Source organism: Brotocaccenecus cirricatena (genome assembly GCF_020687045.1).
Lineage (GTDB): Bacteria > Bacillota > Clostridia > Oscillospirales > Oscillospiraceae > Vescimonas > Vescimonas cirricatena.
In genome coordinates, this window is sequence record NZ_JAJEPW010000036.1 from 11,729 (window position 1) to 29,242 (window position 17,514).

Genomic DNA, 17,514 nt, shown 5'->3' on the forward strand with positions numbered 1-17,514 from the left:
GCCCGGTTGCTGTTTCGTTACGCCTTGGGGCCTGCGGCCACCACTTCCGCGCTCATGCGGGTATACTTCTTGAAATTCTCCACAAAGCTGGCCGCCAGCTTCCTGCAGCTGGCCTCATAGGCCGCCTGATCCTCCCAGGTGTTGGCGGGGATCAGCAGCTCGCTGGGCACGCCCTCGATGGAGGTGGGCACCTGGACGCCGAAGGTGGGGTCGGTGACGAACTCCGCCTTCTCGATCTCGCCGGTCAGGGCGGCGGTGACCATGGCCCGGGTGTAGCGGAGCTTCATGCGCTTGCCGGTGCCGTTCCAGCCGGTGTTCACCAGATAGACCTTTGCGCCGGACTTTTCCACCTTGTCCGCCAGCATGGCGGCATATACGGAGGGATCCAGGGGCAGGAAGGGCTCGCCGAAGCAGGTGGAGAAGGTGGGCACCGGCTCGGTGACGCCGATCTCAGTGCCGGCCACCTTGCTGGTGAAGCCGGAGACGAAGTAATACATGGCCTGGTTCTTATCCAGCTTGCTGATGGGAGGCAGCACGCCGTAGGCGTCCGCCGTCAGGAAGATCACCGTCTTTGGTACGCTGGGGCTCATGCCGGAGAGCTCTGCATTGGGGATGTACTCCACGGGATAGCCCACCCGGCTGTTCACCGCCAGGGAGTCGTCGTCGAAGTCGAACTCCCGGGTGTCGGGGTCCATGACCACGTTCTCCACCAGCGCGCCGAAGCGGATGGCGTTGTAGATCTCCGGCTCGCCCTCGGGAGAGAGGTTAATGCACTTGGCGTAGCACCCACCCTCGAAGTTGAACACGGAGTCGTCGGCCCAGCCGTGCTCGTCATCGCCGATGAGCTTGCGGGCGGGATCGGCGGACAGGGTGGTCTTGCCGGTGCCGGACAGGCCGAAGAACACGGCGGAGTCGCCGTCCTTGCCGATGTTGGCAGAGCAGTGCATGGGGAACACACCCTGCTTGGGCAGGACATAGTTCATCACGGAGAACACGGACTTCTTGATCTCGCCGGCATACTGAGTGCCGCAGATCACCACCAGATGGGCCTCATAGTCCACCAGAACGGCAGCCTCGGAGCGGGTGCCGTCCACCTCGGGAATGCACTTGAAGCCGGGGGCGGCGATGATGGTGTAATCCTCATGGAAGCTCTCCAGCTGGTCCGCCGTGGGGCGGCGCAGCAGCTGGTGGATGAACAGATTCTGGCTGGCCAGCTCGTTGACGATGCGGAAGGCCTTGGTATACTTGGGGTCCGCTCCGGCGAAGCCGTCGAAAATGAACACGTCCTTATTCTGCAGATACGCCGTGACCTTGGCATAGATGGCGTCGAACCGGGCCTTGTCCATGGGCCGGTTCACCTTGCCCCAGGCGATGTCGTCATGGACGGCGGGGGTGTCCACAATGAACTTGTCGTTGGCGCTGCGGCCGGTGTACTTCCCGGTCTTGACCACCAGGGCTCCGGTGTTGGACAGGGTGCCCTCCCCCCGGCGCAGAGCGTGCTCCACCAGCTGCGCCGGCGTTAGATTGCGGTACACCGCCCCGGCGTTGATGATGCCCAGCTTTTCCAGTCCGTATGTTTCCATGTGTCGTTCCTCCTCAAATTGTTCCAATTTGTTCCGGTTTTTATTATTTTCGCAGGGCCTGTACGGCGGCCCGCAGGGCGTCCACGTGCTCCTGGGTGGTGGCCCAGCTGGCGCAGAAGCGCACGCCGGAATGGGTCTTATCCACCCGCTCCCAGTATTCATAGCCGAAGTTCTTCCCCAGCTCCGCCAGCTCATCGTCCGGCATAATGGGGTACTGCTGGTTGGTGGGAGAGTCAAACAGCAGCGGATAACCGGCGGACACGAAGATGTCTCGAATCTGATAGGCCATCTCGTCGGCGTGGCGGGAAATCTTGAAGTACAGATCGTCGGTGAACAGGGAGTCAAACTGGATGCCCAGCAGACGGCCCTTGGCCATGCGGCCGCCCCGCTGCTTCATGATGAAGCGGAAATCCTTCTTCAGCGCCGGGTTCATGATCACCACGGCCTCGCCGAACAGGGCTCCCACCTTGGTGCCGCCGATATAGAACACGTCGCACAGACGGGCGATCTCCGGTATGGTCAGCTCAGAGCCGTCGGCCATGACGCCGTAGCCCAGCCGGGCCCCGTCGATGAACAGCGGCAGGCCGTATTTCCGGCAGGTGTCGTACAGAGCCGTCAGCTCCGCCTTGGAATACAGGGTGCCGCCCTCGGTGGGGTGGGAGATATACACCATGCCGGGCTGGACAATGTGCTCGGTGGACTCGTCGTTCCGGTGCCACTCCACATAATCCTGCACCTGCTGGGCGGTGATCTTCCCCTCTGCCGCAGGCAGGGTGATGACCTTGTGTCCGGTGGACTCGATGGCTCCCGCCTCGTGGCAGTTGATGTGTCCGCTGTCGGCGGACAGCACACCCTGCCAGGGCCGCAGAATGGAGGCGATCACGGTGGTGTTGGTCTGGGTGCCACCCACCAGGAAGTGAACGTCAGCCTCCGGCGCCTGGCAGACGGCGCGGATCTTCTCCCGGGCCGCCGCGCAGTATTCGTCCTCGCCGTAGCCCACGGTCTGCACCATATTGGTCTCGTTGAGCCGCGCCATCACGCTGGGATGAGCGCCCTCCAGATAGTCGCTGTTGAAATAGATCATGGAAGCCTCTCCTTTATTCTATATACTACTCCCCATCATAGCCCAGTCGGCTGGATTTGTAAAGCAGGAAAATCATCTTATTTGAACCCGTTCACCTGGACCCAGGCCCGGACGTGGTCCACAAACCGCTGGGTGGAGTTGGACAGGGCCTTCTCGTCCTTGACGCCGATGGCGATGCGCCGATAAAAGGCCTTGGGCGGCTGGCAGACCACCAGCGGATAGGGACTGTGGCGCACCATCAGCTCCGGCAGCAGACTGATGCCCAGGCCGTTGGACACCATGGACAGAATGGTCCGGTCCTCCCGTGCGATATATCGCACATGGGGCCGCACGCCCATTTCGTCGAAGGCGGCCCGGATTTCGTAATCGTCTCCCTCCTCCAGCTGGATCACCGGCTCCGTGGCCAGGGCCTCCACCGGAAAGGGATCGCTGTTGGCCAGAGGATGCCCGCAGGGCACAATGACCTTCAGTTGGTCCAGGTGCAGGGGGTACACCTGCAGTCCCTTCAGGGACGGCATCCGCAGAAATCCGCAGTCCGCCTGCCCGGTGATGATCAGCTCCTCGATCTGGTCGTAGAAGTCGCAGGTCTGAATTTCGAACTCGATGGCCGGATACAGCTTGCTGAAAGACTTCAGAATCATGGGCAGCCACTGGGCGGAGACGCTGGAAAACGAGGCCACCTTCACAAGGCCCGCGTCCATGCCCCGCAGGTCCGCCGCCTGCTGGGCCAGTCGGTGATATTCCGTGCAGAGCTGCTGAATCTGCGGAAGCAGGGCCCGGCCGTCGCCGGTCAGGGTCACGCCGCCCCGGTTCCGGCTCAGCAGGGTTACTCCCAGCTCCTCCTCCAGGGAGCTGATGGCGTGGCTGATCCCGGACTGTGAGAAGTTCAGCTCCTCCGCCGCCTTGGTAAAGCTGCCGCATTCCACGGTTTTCAGGAAAATCTGGTATTTTGTGGCGCTCATGTCCCCCACCTCGTCTTTCTTTGACTGTATTCCTCATTGTACACCCTTTTTTTCATGACTTCAATCGAAAATATGCGTTTTACAAATGTAAAATTCTATGATATCCTACCCATGGACTTGAGGAAAGAGAGGAGAAATCGAAAATGGCTCTGATTACAAAGATGCATCGCTGTGCCTTCTGCGGCAGCAGTGAGGTGACGGTTTCCGAGAACGGGACCTATACCTGCCGCGACTGCGGCAAGACCGCCGACCACGGTATGCCGGCCGCCGATGTGGAGGCCATCAACCGCATTCTGATGACCGGCGGCGACGCCGAGACCGCCGAGGAGCTGCGACGGCGCTACCCCCGTCTGAACCTGACCACCTGGTCCAAGGAGAATCGTCTCCAGTTCTGATTTTGCAGCCGAGAGCGGCTATGGTTTACCTCCTTCGCCGCTGAAAATACCTGGCAGCGCCTGCTGCCCATCTTTTCCATGGGGATTTTCCTACCCCAAACATAACAAACAGCCGCGCTTGGGCATGCGCGGCTGTTTGTTATATAATGAGGGATTCAAACGGGATACCCGGTTCGAGACGCCGGATATCCCGTTTTTCATCGTCAGTTTTTTCGGCAGTGCCAGGTCAGCTCCAGGAGGTTCAGAGGCAGCAGCCCATCACACATACCGCTGGGTCAGCACGTCGAACACGCCCCGGGTGGTCAGCCGCAGGGACGGGATCACCGGCAGAGCCATGAAGCTCAGGGTCATGAAGGGGTCGATGCCTCGGGACACGCCCAGCCGGAAGGCCTCGTCCTTGGCGGCCTCCAGGGCGCTGTTCACCATCACCAGGCTGTCGTCGGACATGATGCCCGCGATGGGCAGGGCCACCTCGCCCAGGATCTGGCCGCCGTCCATTACGGTGATGCCGCCGCGATTCTCCACAATGCGGTTGGCGGCGGCGGCCATGTCCTCCTCGGAGGTGCCCACCACGATGATGTTGTGGCTGTCGTGGCTGATGGAGGTGGCCACGGCGCCATGCTTAAGGCCGTAGCCCTTGATATAGCCCAGGCCGATGTGGTGGGTGTTCTTATGCCGCTCGATCACGGCGATCTTGAGAATGTCCTGCTCCAGGTCGATGTGGTCGGCATAGCCCGCGTCCTCGGACACGATCTCGCCGGGCACCATGCCGATGACGGCGTGGGGGCGCTTGTCGGTGAAGTCGGCGGCGGACAGGGAGGCCACATGGAAGGTGTCGTGGGCCCGCTTGACCAGATAGGGGTCGATCTCCGGGGTGTCGAAGTCCCGCAGAACGCCGTCGTACATGAGCTTGCCCTTCTTATAGACCATCTCGATCTCGAAGTTCTCCCAGTTGTCGATGACCACAAAGTCCGCCAGATACCCGGGGGCAATGGCGCCGCGGTTATTCAGCAGGAAGTACCGGGCGGCGGTGTACCCGGCGGCCTTCACCGCCATGATGGGGTCCGCGCCCAGGGAGATGGCCTTTTTGACGATGTAGTCGATGTGGCCCTTTTCCAGCAGGTCGTTGGGGTGCTTGTCGTCGGTGCAGAACATGCACCGCTCGATGTACTTCTCGCACAGCAGGGGGGCCAGGGCCTCCAGGTTCCGGGCGGCGGTGCCCTCCCGGATCATAATGAACTGTCCCCGCTCCAGCTTGGCCATAGCCTCCTCCACGTTGGAGCACTCATGGTCGGAATACACGCCGGCGGCGATGTAGGCGTTCAGGTCGTTGCCGGTAAGGCCCGGGGCGTGGCCGTCGATCTTCTTGTGGTGGGCCTGGGAGGCCACGATCTTTTCCACCACCTGGCTGTCGCCGTTGATGATGCCCACAAAGTTCATCATCTCCGCCAGGCCCTGGACCCGGGGATGGTCATAGAAGGAGTCGATGGCCCGATAGTCCAGATTGGCTCCGGACTCGTCCAGCGGCGTGGCCGGAACGCAGGAGGGCAGCATGAACCGCACGTCCACCGGCAGGTCCTCGGTGGCCTGGAGCATATACTCGATGCCATCGGTGCCCATGACGTTGGCGATCTCGTGGGGGTCGGTGATGACGGTGGTGGTGCCGTGGGGCAGCACAGCCTTGGCAAACTCCTTGGGGCTTACCAGGGAGCTTTCCAGGTGAATGTGGGCGTCGATGAAGCCCGGCAGCACGATCTTGCCGCCTACGTCCGCCTCCACCTTGCCGTGGTATTCGCCCATGCCCACAATGAGTCCCTCGGCCACGGCGATGTCCCCGCGGCACAGCTCGTTGGAGAACACGTTGACGTATGCAGCGTTTTTCAGCACCAGGTCTGCCGGGACACGGCCCGCCGCCACGTCGATGACATGGAGCTTCTTGTTGAGCTTGCGGTTGATTTTCCCTGCGTAGCTTTCCTTCACAGCCATGACGAAATCCTTCCTTTCTCCCGCACAGAGCGGAAACGAAACTGCAAAAGCGTTATCTCTTTTGTTAATTTCTCATATTACCACAACTAATGCCGCTTGTCCACTGTTTTTTCGGGAAAATCACAGCCCCAGCAGGAACTTTGCCTTCAGCACGGCGGTGACGGTTTTGCCGTCCTGAATCTCGCCGCTGAGGCACCGCTGCACCAGCTCCTGAAAGGGGATGCGCCGGACGGACAGGAACTCGTCCTCGTCGGGATGGGTGTCGCCGAAGGTCAGGCCCCGGGCCAGGTACAGATGCAGCACCTCGTCATAGCAGCCCGGGGAGGCGATGATCTGTCCCAGGGGCTGCCAATCCGCCGCCGTGGCCCCCACTTCCTCCTTCAGTTCCCGCTGGGCGGTGACGAAGGGCTCCTCGCCGGGCTCCCGCTTCCCGGCAGGGATCTCCAGCAGCGTCCGGGAGAAGGCATAGCGGTACTGGGTCACCATGGGAACGCAGCCGTTTTCGTCCAGGGCCAGGATCCCCACGCCGCCGGGGTGCTCCACCACCTCCCGCAGGGATGTTTTCCCGTTGGGCAGGGCCACCGTGTCCACCCGCAGCCGAAGGACGCGGCCCTTGTATACCTCCCGGCTTTCCAGGCACTTTTCCGTCAGATCCATTGTCAGAACTCCTCTCTGTGTTTATTATTTTTGCCATCATACACTCGTTGGACCGGAAAAGCAAGCCCCGGGTTATTCTGAAAGAAGGATAAGGCTTCACCTTGCGAAGAATGAATGAATATGGTATAATTACCGGTAATGTTTGAGATCATGCCCCCATATGTCGGCGGGCCGGGACAAAGGAGACGATCACATGGCAACCTTCACCGTTAACGGGCAGAGCGTGACCGTGGAAAAAAATCAGAAGCTCATCCGCTTTCTGCGGGATACCCTGCACCTGACCTCCGTTAAGGACGGGTGCAGCGAGGGTGCCTGCGGCACCTGCCACGTCCTCATCGACGGCAAGCCCACCAAGGCCTGCATCCCCCAGACCGACCGGCTGGAGGGGCGGACCGTTCTCACGGTGGAGGGCCTTTCCGATTGGGAAAAGCAGGTGTATACCTTCGCCTTCGGCGAGGCGGGAGCCGTTCAGTGCGGCTTCTGCATCCCCGGCATGGTCATCTCCGCCAAGGGGCTGCTGGACGTGAATCCCGATCCCACCCGGGAGGAGGCCGCCTTCGCCATCCGCAACAACATCTGCCGCTGCACCGGCTATGTGAAGATCATCGACGGCATCCTGCTGGCGGCCAAGATTTTCCGGGAGGGGAAGCTGCCGAAGGCCTCCGCCGATGACTGGAAAATGGGCAGCCGGGTCCACCGGCTGGACGTGGAGGAAAAGGTGCTGGGCACCGGCCAGTACCCCGACGACGTGTATGTGGACGGGATGTGCTACGGCGGCGCGGTGCGCAGCCGGTACGCCCGGGCCCGGGTCCTGTCCATCGACGTCAGCGCCGCCCAGGCCCTGCCCGGCGTGGTGTGCGTACTGACCCAGAAGGACATCCCTGGCAAGGTCAACGTGGGCCACCTGAAGAAGGACCAGCCCACCCTGATCGGCGTGGGCGAGATCACCCACTATCTGGGGGACTCCGTGGCCCTGATCTGCGCCCGGGACCAGGAGACCCTGGAGGCCGCCAAGAAGCTGGTGAAGGTGGAGTATGAGGTCCTCCCTGCCGTGCATAGTCCCCGGGAGGCCGCCGCCCCGGACGCGCCCCTGGTGTTCGAGGGGGACGAGAACAACGTCCAGGCCTATAAGCACGTCTCCCGGGGCGACGCAGACGGCGCTATCAAGAATGCAAAATATGTGCTGACCCAGCACTTCCACACCCCCTGGACCGAGCACGCCTTCCTGGAGCCGGAGTGCTGCGTTGCTCTGCCCCTGGAAAACGGCGGCGTGAAGCTGCTGACCTCGGACCAGAGCGCGCACACCACCATGCACGAGTGCGCCGCCATGCTGGGGGTGGACTATGACCACTGCCAGGTCCAGAATATGCTGGTGGGCGGCGGCTTCGGCGGCAAGGAGGACATGTCCGTCCAGCACCATGCCGCCCTGCTGGCGTATGTGGCCCGTGTGCCGGTGAAGGTAAAGCTCTCCCGCCAGGAGTCCATCCTGGTCCACCCCAAGCGCCACAGCTTCGACATGGACTTCACCATGGGCTGCGACGAAAACGGCATCATCCAGGGCGTCAAGGCCAGCGTGGTGTCCGACACCGGCGCCTTTGCCTCTCTGGGCGGGCCGGTGCTGGAGCGGGCCTGCACCCATGCGGCGGGGCCCTATGCCTATGAAAACTTCGAGATCGAGGGCCGCGCGTATTACACCAACAATCCTCCCGCCGGGGCCTTCCGGGGCTTTGGCGTGACCCAGACCTGCTTCTGCACGGAGACGCTGCTCAACGAGATGGCGGATCTGGTGGGCATCAGCCCCTGGGAGATCCGTTATCGCAATGCCATCCGCCCCGGCGGCGTTTTGCCCAACGGCCAGATCGTGGATGAGTCCACGGGCCTGGTGGAGACGCTGGAGGCCATCAAGCCCGCCTATGACGAGGCCGTTCGCAGCGGCGACCCCGTGGGCATCGCCTGCGCCATGAAAAACGCCGGTGTGGGCGTGGGCATCCCCGATTGGGGCCGCTGCAAGCTCATCGTCGAGGACGATGGCAAGGTGCATATTTACTCCGGCGCGTCCTGCATCGGCCAGGGACTGGGCACCGTGCTGGTGCAGGTGGTGGTCACCAACACCGGCCTCCACCGGGACGACATCGTCTATGAGCGCAGCAACACCTGGATCGCCCCGGATTCCGGCGACACCTCCGGCTCCCGCCAGACCCTGGTCACCGGCGAGGCCACCCGCCGGGCCTGCGAAAAGCTCTGCGCCGCGCTGGAGGGCAAGGCCCTCCGGGACCTGGCCGGACAGGAGTTTTACGGCGAGTATCTGGCCAAGACAGACCCCCTGGGCGCGGACGTACCCAACCCCGTCAGCCATGTGGCCTACGGCTACGCCACCCAGATGTGTATCCTGGATCGGGAGACCGGCCGCATCAAGATGCTGGTGGCCGCTCACGACGTGGGCAAGGCTGTGAACCCTCTCAGCTGCGAGGGGCAGATCGAGGGCGGCGTGGTCATGAGCATGGGCTATGCGCTGACAGAGCAGTATCCCATTGACGACACCTGCAAGCCCACTGCCAGATATGGCACCCTGGGCCTGTTCCGGGCCAATCAGATCCCGCCGGAGATCCAGGCCATCGTGGTGGAAAAGCCCGGCCTGAAGGTAGCAGGCGGCGCCATCGGCATCGGTGAGATCACCTCCATCCCCACGGCCCCCGCCATTGCCGACGCCTATTACCGGCTGGATGGCCAGCGTCGTCTGACCCTGCCGCTGGAGAACACCCCCTACGCTAAGAAAAAGTAAAGCCGCAAAATAAGATCATGCCCGGTGCAATGCACCGGGCATGATCTTATTTAATTTGTGGTTTCATCACAGCTTGCTTACCCGCAAAGCACGGATGGCGTTGAGAACGGCGATGACCATCACGCCCACGTCGCCGAAGATCGCGGCCCACATGTTGGCCGCGCCCACGGCCACCAGCAGCAGGCACAGGGCCTTGACAATCAGGGCAAAGGCGATGTTCTCATATACGATGCGGATGCACTTGCGGGAGATACGGATGGCCTTGGCGATCTTCAGGGGATCGTCGTCCATCAGCACCACGTCCGCCGCCTCGATGGCCGCGTCGGAGCCCATGGCTCCCATGGCGATGCCGATATCGGCCCGGGACAGCACCGGTGCGTCGTTGATGCCGTCGCCTACAAAGGCCAGCTTGCCGCCGGCCCGGCTCAGCAGCCGCTCTACCTGGGATACCTTATCAGCAGGCAGCAGCTCGCTGTGCACCTCGTCCACCCCCAGATCCTGCGCCACGTGATCCGCCACCTTGGCCCGGTCACCGGTGAGCATCACGGTTTTTTCCACGCCGATACGCTTCAGGGCGGCGATGGCGTCCTTAGCGTGGGGCTTCTCCACATCGGAGATGACAATATGGCCGGCGTACTGGCCGTCCAGGGCCAGGTGGATAATGGTACCCACGCTGTGGCAATCGTGCCAGGCAATGCCCAGCTTATCCATGAGCTTATCGTTGCCCACGGCCACGTTGACACCGTCCACCCTGGCCACCACGCCGTTGCCGCTGTATTCCCGGATATCCGTGACCCGCTGGCGGTCAATGGGGCCGCCGTGGGCCCGCTGCAGGCTCTTGCTGATGGGGTGGGAGGAGGCGCACTCCGCCAGGGCGGCGTATTCCAGCACCTTTTCCCGGGGAAGCTGATTGTGGTGGACGCCGGTGACGTCGAACACCCCCTGGGTCAGGGTGCCGGTTTTGTCAAACACCACGGTTTTGGTTTTGGACAGGGTTTCCAGATAGTTGGAGCCCTTGATGAGGATGCCCTCGTGGCTGGCGCCGCCCAGGCCCGCAAAGAAGCTCAGGGGAATGCTGATCACCAGGGCGCAGGGGCAGCTGACCACCAGGAAGGACAGGGCGCGGTACAGCCAGGTGCCCCAGTCGCCGTCAAGCCCCGTCAGCAGACGCAACACCGGCGGCAGTACCGCCAGGGCCAGGGCCGCCCCGCACACGGCGGGGGTATACACCCGGGCGAACTTGGAGATGAAGTTCTCGGACTTGGACTTGTGGGAGCTGGAATTTTCCACCAGCTCCAGAATCTTGGACACGGTGGACTCGCCGAAGGCTTTGGTGGTGCGGATCTTCAGCACGCCGGTCATGTTGATGCAGCCGCTGACGATCTCGTCGCCGCCGGTGACGTCCCGGGGCAGGCTCTCGCCGGTGAGGGCGGCGGTGTTCAGGGTGGAGGTCCCCTCCAGCACCACGCCGTCCAGGGGGACCTTCTCGCCGGGCTGGACCACGATGACGGCCCCCACGGGCACATCGTCCGGGTCCACCTGAGTCAGCTGTCCGTCCTGCTCAATGTTGGCATAGTCGGGGCGGATGTCCATCAGAGCGGTGATGTTCCGGCGGCTCTTGCCCACAGCGTAGCTCTGGAACAGCTCGCCGATCTGATAGAACAGCATCACGGCCACGGCCTCCATGAAGTCGCCGCTTTTCTCGTAAAACGCCAGGCCGATGGCGCCCACGGTGGCCACGGCCATCAGGAAGTTCTCGTCGAACACCTGGCCCCGGAGGATGCCCTTGCCGGCCTTGCGGAGAATGTCATAGCCGATGATCAGGTACGCCGCCAGATACAGCAGCGTCCCGGGCAAGCCCCCGATGGAAAACAGCCGGATGGCCAGGACCAGCACCGCCGTGACGATGATGCGGCAGAGCATCTTTTTTTGCTTCTTGGTCATGCTTCTTCCCCTCCTTCAGCAGACGTGCCGGAATGGCTTCCGGCACGCGTTGTGTTTCACAGATAGATCTCGCAGTCGTCCTCGACCTTTTTGCAGTTCTTCAGAACGGCCTTCATCACCGTCTTGGGGTCCGTCCCCTCCCGGAACTCCACGATCATCTTCTGGGTCATGAAATTCACCACGGCGCTTTCAACGCCCTCGGTTTTCTTGGCGGCCTCCTCCATCAGGTTGGCGCAGTTGGCGCAGTCCACTTCGATCTGATAGGTCTTTTTCATGGCAAACTCCTTTTCCTGCCCAATGGCCGGTGCATTCAACCATTAAGCACTTGTTTAATCTTGATGACTGTACTATAATGGACGAAACGGGGAAAGTCAACGGTCTTTGCCCCTTTCCTGCCGTTCGGGCGAAAAGAACTGCCGAACGGGAAAATGATGAAGGAGCGTGTGCGCTATGGAATATACGGAGCTGCCCCACCGGCACGGAAATGACCGGGACCTGTCCCGGCTGGAGCATTGCATGCAGGAGGCGGAGAGCTTTCAGGCGGTGGCGGGCCTGTGCCGCCTGCTGTCCGATGCCAACCGGGTGCGGATTTTCTGGCTGCTGTGCCACTGCGAGGAGTGCGTGGTGAATCTGGCGGCGCTGGTAGGCATGAGCAGTCCCGCCGCCTCCCACCATCTGCGGCAGCTGAAGGACAGCGGCCTGGTGGTCAGCCGCCGGATTGGCAAGGAGGTCTATTACCGGGCGGCGGACACGGAGGTGGCGGGACTGCTGCACCAGGTCATCGAGCGGACGGTGGAGGTCACCTGCCCCCGGGAGGAGGCCATGCCCCATGCACCCCACCTGCCGCCGGTGGACGCCCACGCCGGGGAGCACGCCGCCGGCCTGACGCCCCAGCAGCGGGAGATCATCCACCAGGTCCACCAGCTGCTGACGGAAAACCTGGACAGCCGCATCACCATCGAGCAGCTGTCCCGCCGGTTCCTGATGAATCCCTCCACCATGAAGGAGCTGTTCAAGGCGGAGTACGGCAGCTCCATCGCCGCCCACATCCGGCAGCACCGGATGGAAAAGGCGTCGGCCCTGCTGCTGGAGTCCGGCGACAGCCTGGCCCAGGTGGCCCGGGCAGTGGGATACGAGAGCCAGAGCAAGTTCTCCGCCGAGTACAAAAAGGTGTTCGGTATGCTGCCCTCGGAGTTCCGGAAGCTCCACGCCGGACACTGAGCCGCCCTGCATGTTTTCGCCGGGAATGCACATGCTATCTCCGATAAGGAGGTGCGTTCCATGACGGAGGAACCCAATCAGCAGCCGGAGCAGTCCGGCGACCAGAGCGCCCCGCGTCTTTACGACCTGGGCGCGGCCCTGGTGGAAAGCAGCCGGGGCAGCATATACTGCCTGACCATCATCGGCCAGGTGGAGGGCCACAGCCTGGCCCCCAATAACACGAAAACCACCAAATATGAGCACGTTCTGCCCCTTCTGGCCCATCTGGAGCAGTCGGAGGAGGTGGACGGCGTTCTGCTCCTGCTGAACACCGTGGGCGGCGACATTGAGGCGGGCCTTGCCATTGCGGAGATGGTGGCCGGTATGACCAAGCCCACGGTGACCCTGGTGCTGGGCGGCGGACACTCCATCGGCATCCCCCTGGCGGTGTCCGGACAGCAGACCTTCATCGTGCCCTCGGCGTCCATGACGGTGCACCCGGTGCGCATGAGCGGCCTGATGATCGCCGCACCCCAGTCCTATCGGTATTTTGAGCGGGTGCAAGAGAGCATCGTGTCCTTCGTGGCCCGGCACAGCCGCATCACCCAGGACGACTTCCGCCGGCTGATGCTGGCCGACGGGGACATGTCCAACGACGTGGGCACCATTCTGTACGGCAGCCAGGCGGTGGAGCTGGGGCTCATTGACCGGCTGGGCACCCTGTCTGACGCCCTGGAGGCTCTTTACGGCATGATCGGGAAAAACGGTTGATTTTGTCGGGGCCCTGTGCTATACTGTGTACAAATTTACGGGATAGCGGGGGGCTATGGAATGAACACCAATTTCAAAACAGCGTTATTCGGCGGCTTCGACCGGGAGGACGTGGTCAGCTATATCCAGCAGACCTCCCGGGAAAATCAGCAGCGGGTCTCCGCTCTGGAGGAGGAAAACCACGGCCTGCAGGAGCGCAACCGCGCCATGGAGGCCGAGCTGAATACCCTGCGCCGGGCGGTGCTGGAAAACAGCGCGGCGGCGGACACCTGCCTGCAATTGCAGACACAGCTCCGGGAGCTCCAGGAGCAGGCCCAGAAGCTCCAGAAGGAAACGGAGTACCTCCGTGCCCAGGCGGCGGAGTATCAGTCCCTGAAGGACCACATCGCCGATATCGAGATCAGCGCCCACCGGCGGACGGAGGAGTTCCGGGCCAAGGCCATCGAGCAGCTGCGGCAGTTGACCCGGCAGCAGGAGGACTGGTGCGCCCAGTCCCGGGCCAAGTATGCCGAGCTGAACCACCAGTTCTGCCAGAAGCTGGCCCTGGCCCAGCAGACCCTGGCAGAGCCGGACCTGTCCGGCTTCCAGGAGATGGAGGCAGGCCTGCGGCAGCTGGAGGAGAGCTTCAGCGAGACGAACCAGGCGTAACACCCAGCCATAAAGAAGCAGCACCCTCAGCAAGTGGCACTTTTGCCGCTTGCTGAGGGTGCGTTTTTTCGGATATGATCACTCCATGACCCACTGCCGCAGGTCGGGAATCTGCAGGCGGATATCCTTTTCCAGCTCCGCCCCGTCGCCCCGAAAGCCCAGGCGCTGCCAGAAGGGACGCAGGCTCTCGTCGGTGCAGGTCAGCCGCAGGTAAGGCAGGCCCAGCCGCCGCCCCTGCTGGATGATCTGGCCCATAGGCGGGATCCCCTGGCGGCGGCCCCGCCACATGGGGTCCATGGCGTACCAGGTGATGCGCAGGGCGTCCGGCTCCCGGACGGTCTGGTACAGGCCGATCAGCTCCTGGCCGTTGTACCACACGGCGGTGCCCTGCCCGCCCTCCGGCGCGCCGAACAGGCGGCCCTGCTCATGGCTGGCCGGGCGATACAGCTGGCCAGGCTCCACCATGCCCTTGGTTTTCCACCAGGTCTGCTTGCCGAAGGTGGAGAGGCCCTCCTGGGCCGTCAGGTGGCTGTTGTCGTCCCGGAACACTACCCGCAGGTCGTCCCCCTGGGCCTCGATCAGGGACACGGCGGTGTTGTCGCCGTGGGGCGACTGGCCGATCTCCGCCAGGGGCAGCCCCTGAAGCGTACCCAGAACGATGCGCATGGCCGCGCCGTGGGAGAAAACGGCCACCGTCTGGCCGTCATGCTCCCGGGCCACCCGGCGCAGGGCAGGCAGATACCGGTCCAGCACGGTCTGGGCAGTCTCACAGCCCTCCACCTGCCAGCGGTCCAGCTGGTGGTTGAACTCCATCATCTGCAAGGGCCAGCGGGTCTCGATCTGGCGCCAGGTCAGGCCCTCCCACACGCCCATGTGCACCTCCCGGAAGGCGGGCTCCAGGTGCAGGGGCAGACCCTTGGGGACATAAACCGCCTGGGCCGTGGTCTGGGTGCGGATCAGGTCGCTGGCGTATACGGCGTCCACCGGGATGTCCCGGAACCGCCGGGCCAGGGCCTGCATCTGCCTGGGGCCGCGATAGTCGGTGATCAGGCCCTCCTCCTGGCCGTGGGCGATGCGATAGAGGTTGCCCTCGGCCTCGGCGTGGCGGATGAGATAGATTTTCGTCATAGCAAGCCCTCCCTTACAGCACGGTGACCAGCTGCTTCAGCTGCCGGACGGCAGCCTGTACGGCGTCGGCGTCGGCGTATTGCAGGGCGGTGTCGGCGATCAGCGCCCCCCGGCCATAATCGTCGAAGGCGGGCAGGGCGTTCTCCCCGTCGCAGCCCAGCAGCAGCAAAAATGCCTTGGGAGCCCGGCTGCGCAGCTCCTTCACGTCCAGGACGTAATCGGTCTCCGCCATCAGCGCCGCGCCATGGCGGACCATCTGGTCCGCCGCCGCCAAATACAGCCGGCGGTCACCGGACAGCAGATTCTGGATCTCCGGGGCGGAGGGGTTGCCGGTGCGGACGGCGGCAAACACGGACTTGTCCTCCCCTACCCGGCACACGTCGCTGCCGGGATAGGGGGTCACGGTGACGCCGTCGGCCCGGATGCCGCCCTCCACATACACCGCCGGGGCGGCGGTGCGGGCGTCCACAATGGTGTAAAGTCCCTGGGCCTTGGCCATGTTCACCAGGTTGGCCAGCACGTCCATGCCCATGAAGCCATAGCGCAGATAGCGCTCCGCCTGCAGCACCACGGCGGGCAGCAGCGGGGCCGTCTGGCTGATGAGCTGGCTGCCGTGATAGCGCAGAGCCTCCGCCTGGGCCATGTCGCCGGGGCCGTACATATCGGTGAAATTCTTCGTGATCCTGGCGGGCAGCTTGTCCGCCTCCGGCCCCAGTACCAGGGCCAGGGGCGTTTTCCGGGCACGGATCTTCTCCTGTAAAAGTGCGATCGACATAAAAATCTCCTTGTGCGCGCAAATTTTTCCTCATTATTATACGCACTTCCCCGGATTTTGGCAAGGGCGGCGGAATGATTTTCTGCGGCCCGGGCCATACTAAGAGCGTCATGAAAAGGAGGGGTAACGGATGTGTAAAACCGGTACGTTTTTGTGGGGCCTGGCCGCCGGAATGGTAGCGGGCGCCATGCTGGAGATCATCATTCTGCCGCGTCCCCGGCCCAGAAGGACCGCCGTGGGCAAGGCCATGCAGCGCATGGGCAACGCCATGGACCAGGCGCTGGAGTCGGTGGCAGAAAAGATGAGCTGAAAAACGGGGGCTGCGGCCCAATGTCAGCAGGTTAAGCTGGCGAATCCTCCTACCCTCAGAAATGAGATGGTAGGAGGATTTTTTAATAATCCAATGGGCTTGACAAAAGCGTTATCAGGAGAAGTCGAACCCCACCCATGTCGCTCCCCCCCCCACGGGGAGCGATTCCCGTTTTTGCCTGTATTCGGCAGGAATCCGGTTTTTCGTCTGGGCACAATGCTCACAAAAGCATCCTGCTTTTGTGACATATTCCAATTCTTACAAAATTGCAAAAAAGCGGTTGCAAAACTGCCGCAGTGGTGTTGTATATGGTAGAGACGCAGGCCTGCATCCACTTTATGAAAAGAATACAACACGGATGGGGAGGTTGATTTTGTGAAAATTTATACTACAAACAACACAGTAAACCGATAGTGTTGAGATATTACTCGACTATCAGGAATTAAAAAAGTTGGTAAGTTCTTTGAAGAAATTTGAAGATGAAGTCAACCAATTTAAAATGAAAAATAAAGATGCAAAGGGGTTGGGTTTTACGCATTTACATTTAAAGGATTATAGTCTGCCTAGTGAGTTAGCCGGTTCTACGTACATCGCAGCAACAACATACTCGTCGAGCCGCAGAAGCAGAAGCAGCGGAGGGAGCTCTAATATGTGTATGGGCCGAAGGGGCCCGGTAAGGATGACTGTATGAAGAAATTAGAAAAAGGCAACATGCGTATCTCCCCATCTGGGATGCATGACCAGATGATGTTTTTCATTATATCCGGTGTAGGAATTGATGTGTTTTATATCTACGCCTATATCTCCTACTTTAAACCGCCTACTCCAATAGCCCTTGACGTAGTCATATTCTGGATTTTTGGACTGATATTTAATGCGGTGGTATTTACCATGATTATTGCGCTCAGCCGGGTATACATTGTATCCACCAAGGGGATTACCGTGATATTGCTGGGTATCTTCCGTCACCTCTATCCGTGGGAACGGTTTCAGATGGTGGGCCTGTATCCCATAGCGAAAGTTATAGAAGAAACACCTGGCGAGGCATTCATGATGGTATGCAGCACCGTAATGTTAGAAGGAACAGCCGGTGGACGGATCAATATAGAGCGTGCCACCTTTCGCTGGCCGCAGGTTTTGATTTTTCCACCGCTGACAGGCGAGGAACGCATGCAATTTGAAAGCCTGCGGCGCGGGGAAATACCTCCCGACCTGGAGGATCAGGAACCCGACGAGGAGGAATAAGTATCCCGGCTGACGGACGTGGCCGTCTTTTGTCGGCCACGTCC

At 61.8% G+C, this 17,514-nt stretch carries 16 protein-coding genes; 7 read left to right on the forward strand and 9 right to left on the reverse strand.

Features of this window, described 5'->3' with window-relative positions; genetic code table 11:
* Positions 1-17: 17 nt before the first annotated feature.
* The 3 genes from pckA to LKD37_RS11500 all read right to left on the reverse strand — a co-directional run bounded on the left by pckA (position 18) and on the right by LKD37_RS11500 (position 3,629).
* Complete coding sequence (pckA, locus tag LKD37_RS11490; RefSeq protein WP_302929345.1) at positions 18-1,583, reverse strand: phosphoenolpyruvate carboxykinase (ATP); 1,566 nt, start codon at positions 1,581-1,583, stop codon at positions 18-20.
* Between the two features lie 43 nt (positions 1,584-1,626).
* Positions 1,627-2,667: a threonine aldolase family protein gene (locus tag LKD37_RS11495; RefSeq protein WP_302929346.1), complete on the reverse strand. Its 1,041-nt coding sequence runs from the start codon at positions 2,665-2,667 to the stop codon at positions 1,627-1,629.
* 77 nt (positions 2,668-2,744) lie between these two features.
* Positions 2,745-3,629, reverse strand: coding sequence for a LysR family transcriptional regulator (locus LKD37_RS11500; protein ID WP_302929347.1), 885 nt, complete (start codon positions 3,627-3,629; stop codon positions 2,745-2,747).
* 143 nt (positions 3,630-3,772) lie between these two features.
* Between LKD37_RS11500 and LKD37_RS11505 the strand changes: the two genes are divergently transcribed.
* Positions 3,773-4,024, forward strand: coding sequence for a hypothetical protein (locus tag LKD37_RS11505; RefSeq protein ID WP_302929348.1), 252 nt, complete (start codon positions 3,773-3,775; stop codon positions 4,022-4,024).
* 258 nt (positions 4,025-4,282) lie between these two features.
* On the opposite strand, the gene ade is transcribed toward LKD37_RS11505, so the two are convergent.
* On the reverse strand, positions 4,283-6,010 hold the full coding sequence (ade, locus tag LKD37_RS11510; RefSeq protein WP_302929349.1) for an adenine deaminase: 1,728 nt from the start codon (positions 6,008-6,010) through the stop codon (positions 4,283-4,285).
* A 120-nt stretch (positions 6,011-6,130) separates the two neighbouring features.
* Positions 6,131-6,667 (reverse strand): NUDIX domain-containing protein, encoded by a 537-nt coding sequence (locus tag LKD37_RS11515; RefSeq protein ID WP_302929350.1) that lies wholly within the window; start codon positions 6,665-6,667, stop codon positions 6,131-6,133.
* Positions 6,668-6,860: 193 nt separating this feature from the next.
* On the opposite strand from LKD37_RS11515, the gene xdh reads away from it, so the two are divergent.
* On the forward strand, positions 6,861-9,449 hold the full coding sequence (gene xdh / locus LKD37_RS11520; protein ID WP_302929351.1) for a selenium-dependent xanthine dehydrogenase: 2,589 nt from the start codon (positions 6,861-6,863) through the stop codon (positions 9,447-9,449).
* A 66-nt stretch (positions 9,450-9,515) separates the two neighbouring features.
* Here xdh and LKD37_RS11525 read toward each other — a convergent pair whose 3' ends face one another.
* Together LKD37_RS11525 and LKD37_RS11530 are read right to left on the reverse strand one after the other, a co-directional pair.
* A complete protein-coding gene (locus LKD37_RS11525; RefSeq protein WP_302929352.1) occupies positions 9,516-11,393 on the reverse strand; it encodes a heavy metal translocating P-type ATPase in 1,878 nt (625 codons plus the stop codon).
* A gap of 56 nt (positions 11,394-11,449) precedes the next feature.
* Entirely contained in the window at positions 11,450-11,668 is a 219-nt protein-coding gene (locus LKD37_RS11530) for a cation transporter (RefSeq protein WP_302929353.1), read from the reverse strand.
* A 175-nt stretch (positions 11,669-11,843) separates the two neighbouring features.
* Between LKD37_RS11530 and LKD37_RS17610 the strand changes: the two genes are divergently transcribed.
* From LKD37_RS17610 to LKD37_RS11550, 3 genes are read left to right on the forward strand one after another with little or no spacing between them, the layout of a single operon-like run.
* Positions 11,844-12,614, forward strand: a complete 771-nt coding sequence (locus tag LKD37_RS17610; RefSeq protein ID WP_306414464.1) for a metalloregulator ArsR/SmtB family transcription factor — start codon at positions 11,844-11,846, stop codon at positions 12,612-12,614.
* 60 nt (positions 12,615-12,674) lie between these two features.
* Positions 12,675-13,364 carry a ClpP family protease gene (locus LKD37_RS11545; RefSeq protein ID WP_302929354.1) on the forward strand — a complete coding sequence of 230 codons (690 nt, stop codon included), beginning with the start codon at positions 12,675-12,677 and terminating at the stop codon, positions 13,362-13,364.
* A gap of 60 nt (positions 13,365-13,424) precedes the next feature.
* Positions 13,425-14,012, forward strand: coding sequence for a hypothetical protein (locus LKD37_RS11550; RefSeq protein WP_302929355.1), 588 nt, complete (start codon positions 13,425-13,427; stop codon positions 14,010-14,012).
* 78 nt (positions 14,013-14,090) lie between these two features.
* Here the strand turns inward: LKD37_RS11550 and LKD37_RS11555 are convergent, their stop codons facing one another.
* Together LKD37_RS11555 and LKD37_RS11560 are read right to left on the reverse strand one after the other, a co-directional pair.
* On the reverse strand, positions 14,091-15,140 hold the full coding sequence (locus LKD37_RS11555) for a histidine phosphatase family protein (protein WP_302929356.1): 1,050 nt from the start codon (positions 15,138-15,140) through the stop codon (positions 14,091-14,093).
* Between the two features lie 13 nt (positions 15,141-15,153).
* A complete protein-coding gene (locus LKD37_RS11560) occupies positions 15,154-15,915 on the reverse strand; it encodes a beta/alpha barrel domain-containing protein (protein WP_302929357.1) in 762 nt (253 codons plus the stop codon).
* 130 nt (positions 15,916-16,045) lie between these two features.
* Between LKD37_RS11560 and LKD37_RS11565 the strand changes: the two genes are divergently transcribed.
* Together LKD37_RS11565 and LKD37_RS11570 are read left to right on the forward strand one after the other, a co-directional pair.
* Entirely contained in the window at positions 16,046-16,225 is a 180-nt protein-coding gene (locus LKD37_RS11565; protein WP_302929358.1) for a hypothetical protein, read from the forward strand.
* A gap of 687 nt (positions 16,226-16,912) precedes the next feature.
* A complete protein-coding gene (locus LKD37_RS11570) occupies positions 16,913-17,470 on the forward strand; it encodes an ABC transporter permease (protein WP_302929359.1) in 558 nt (185 codons plus the stop codon).
* The last annotated feature ends 44 nt before the right edge of the window (positions 17,471-17,514 follow it).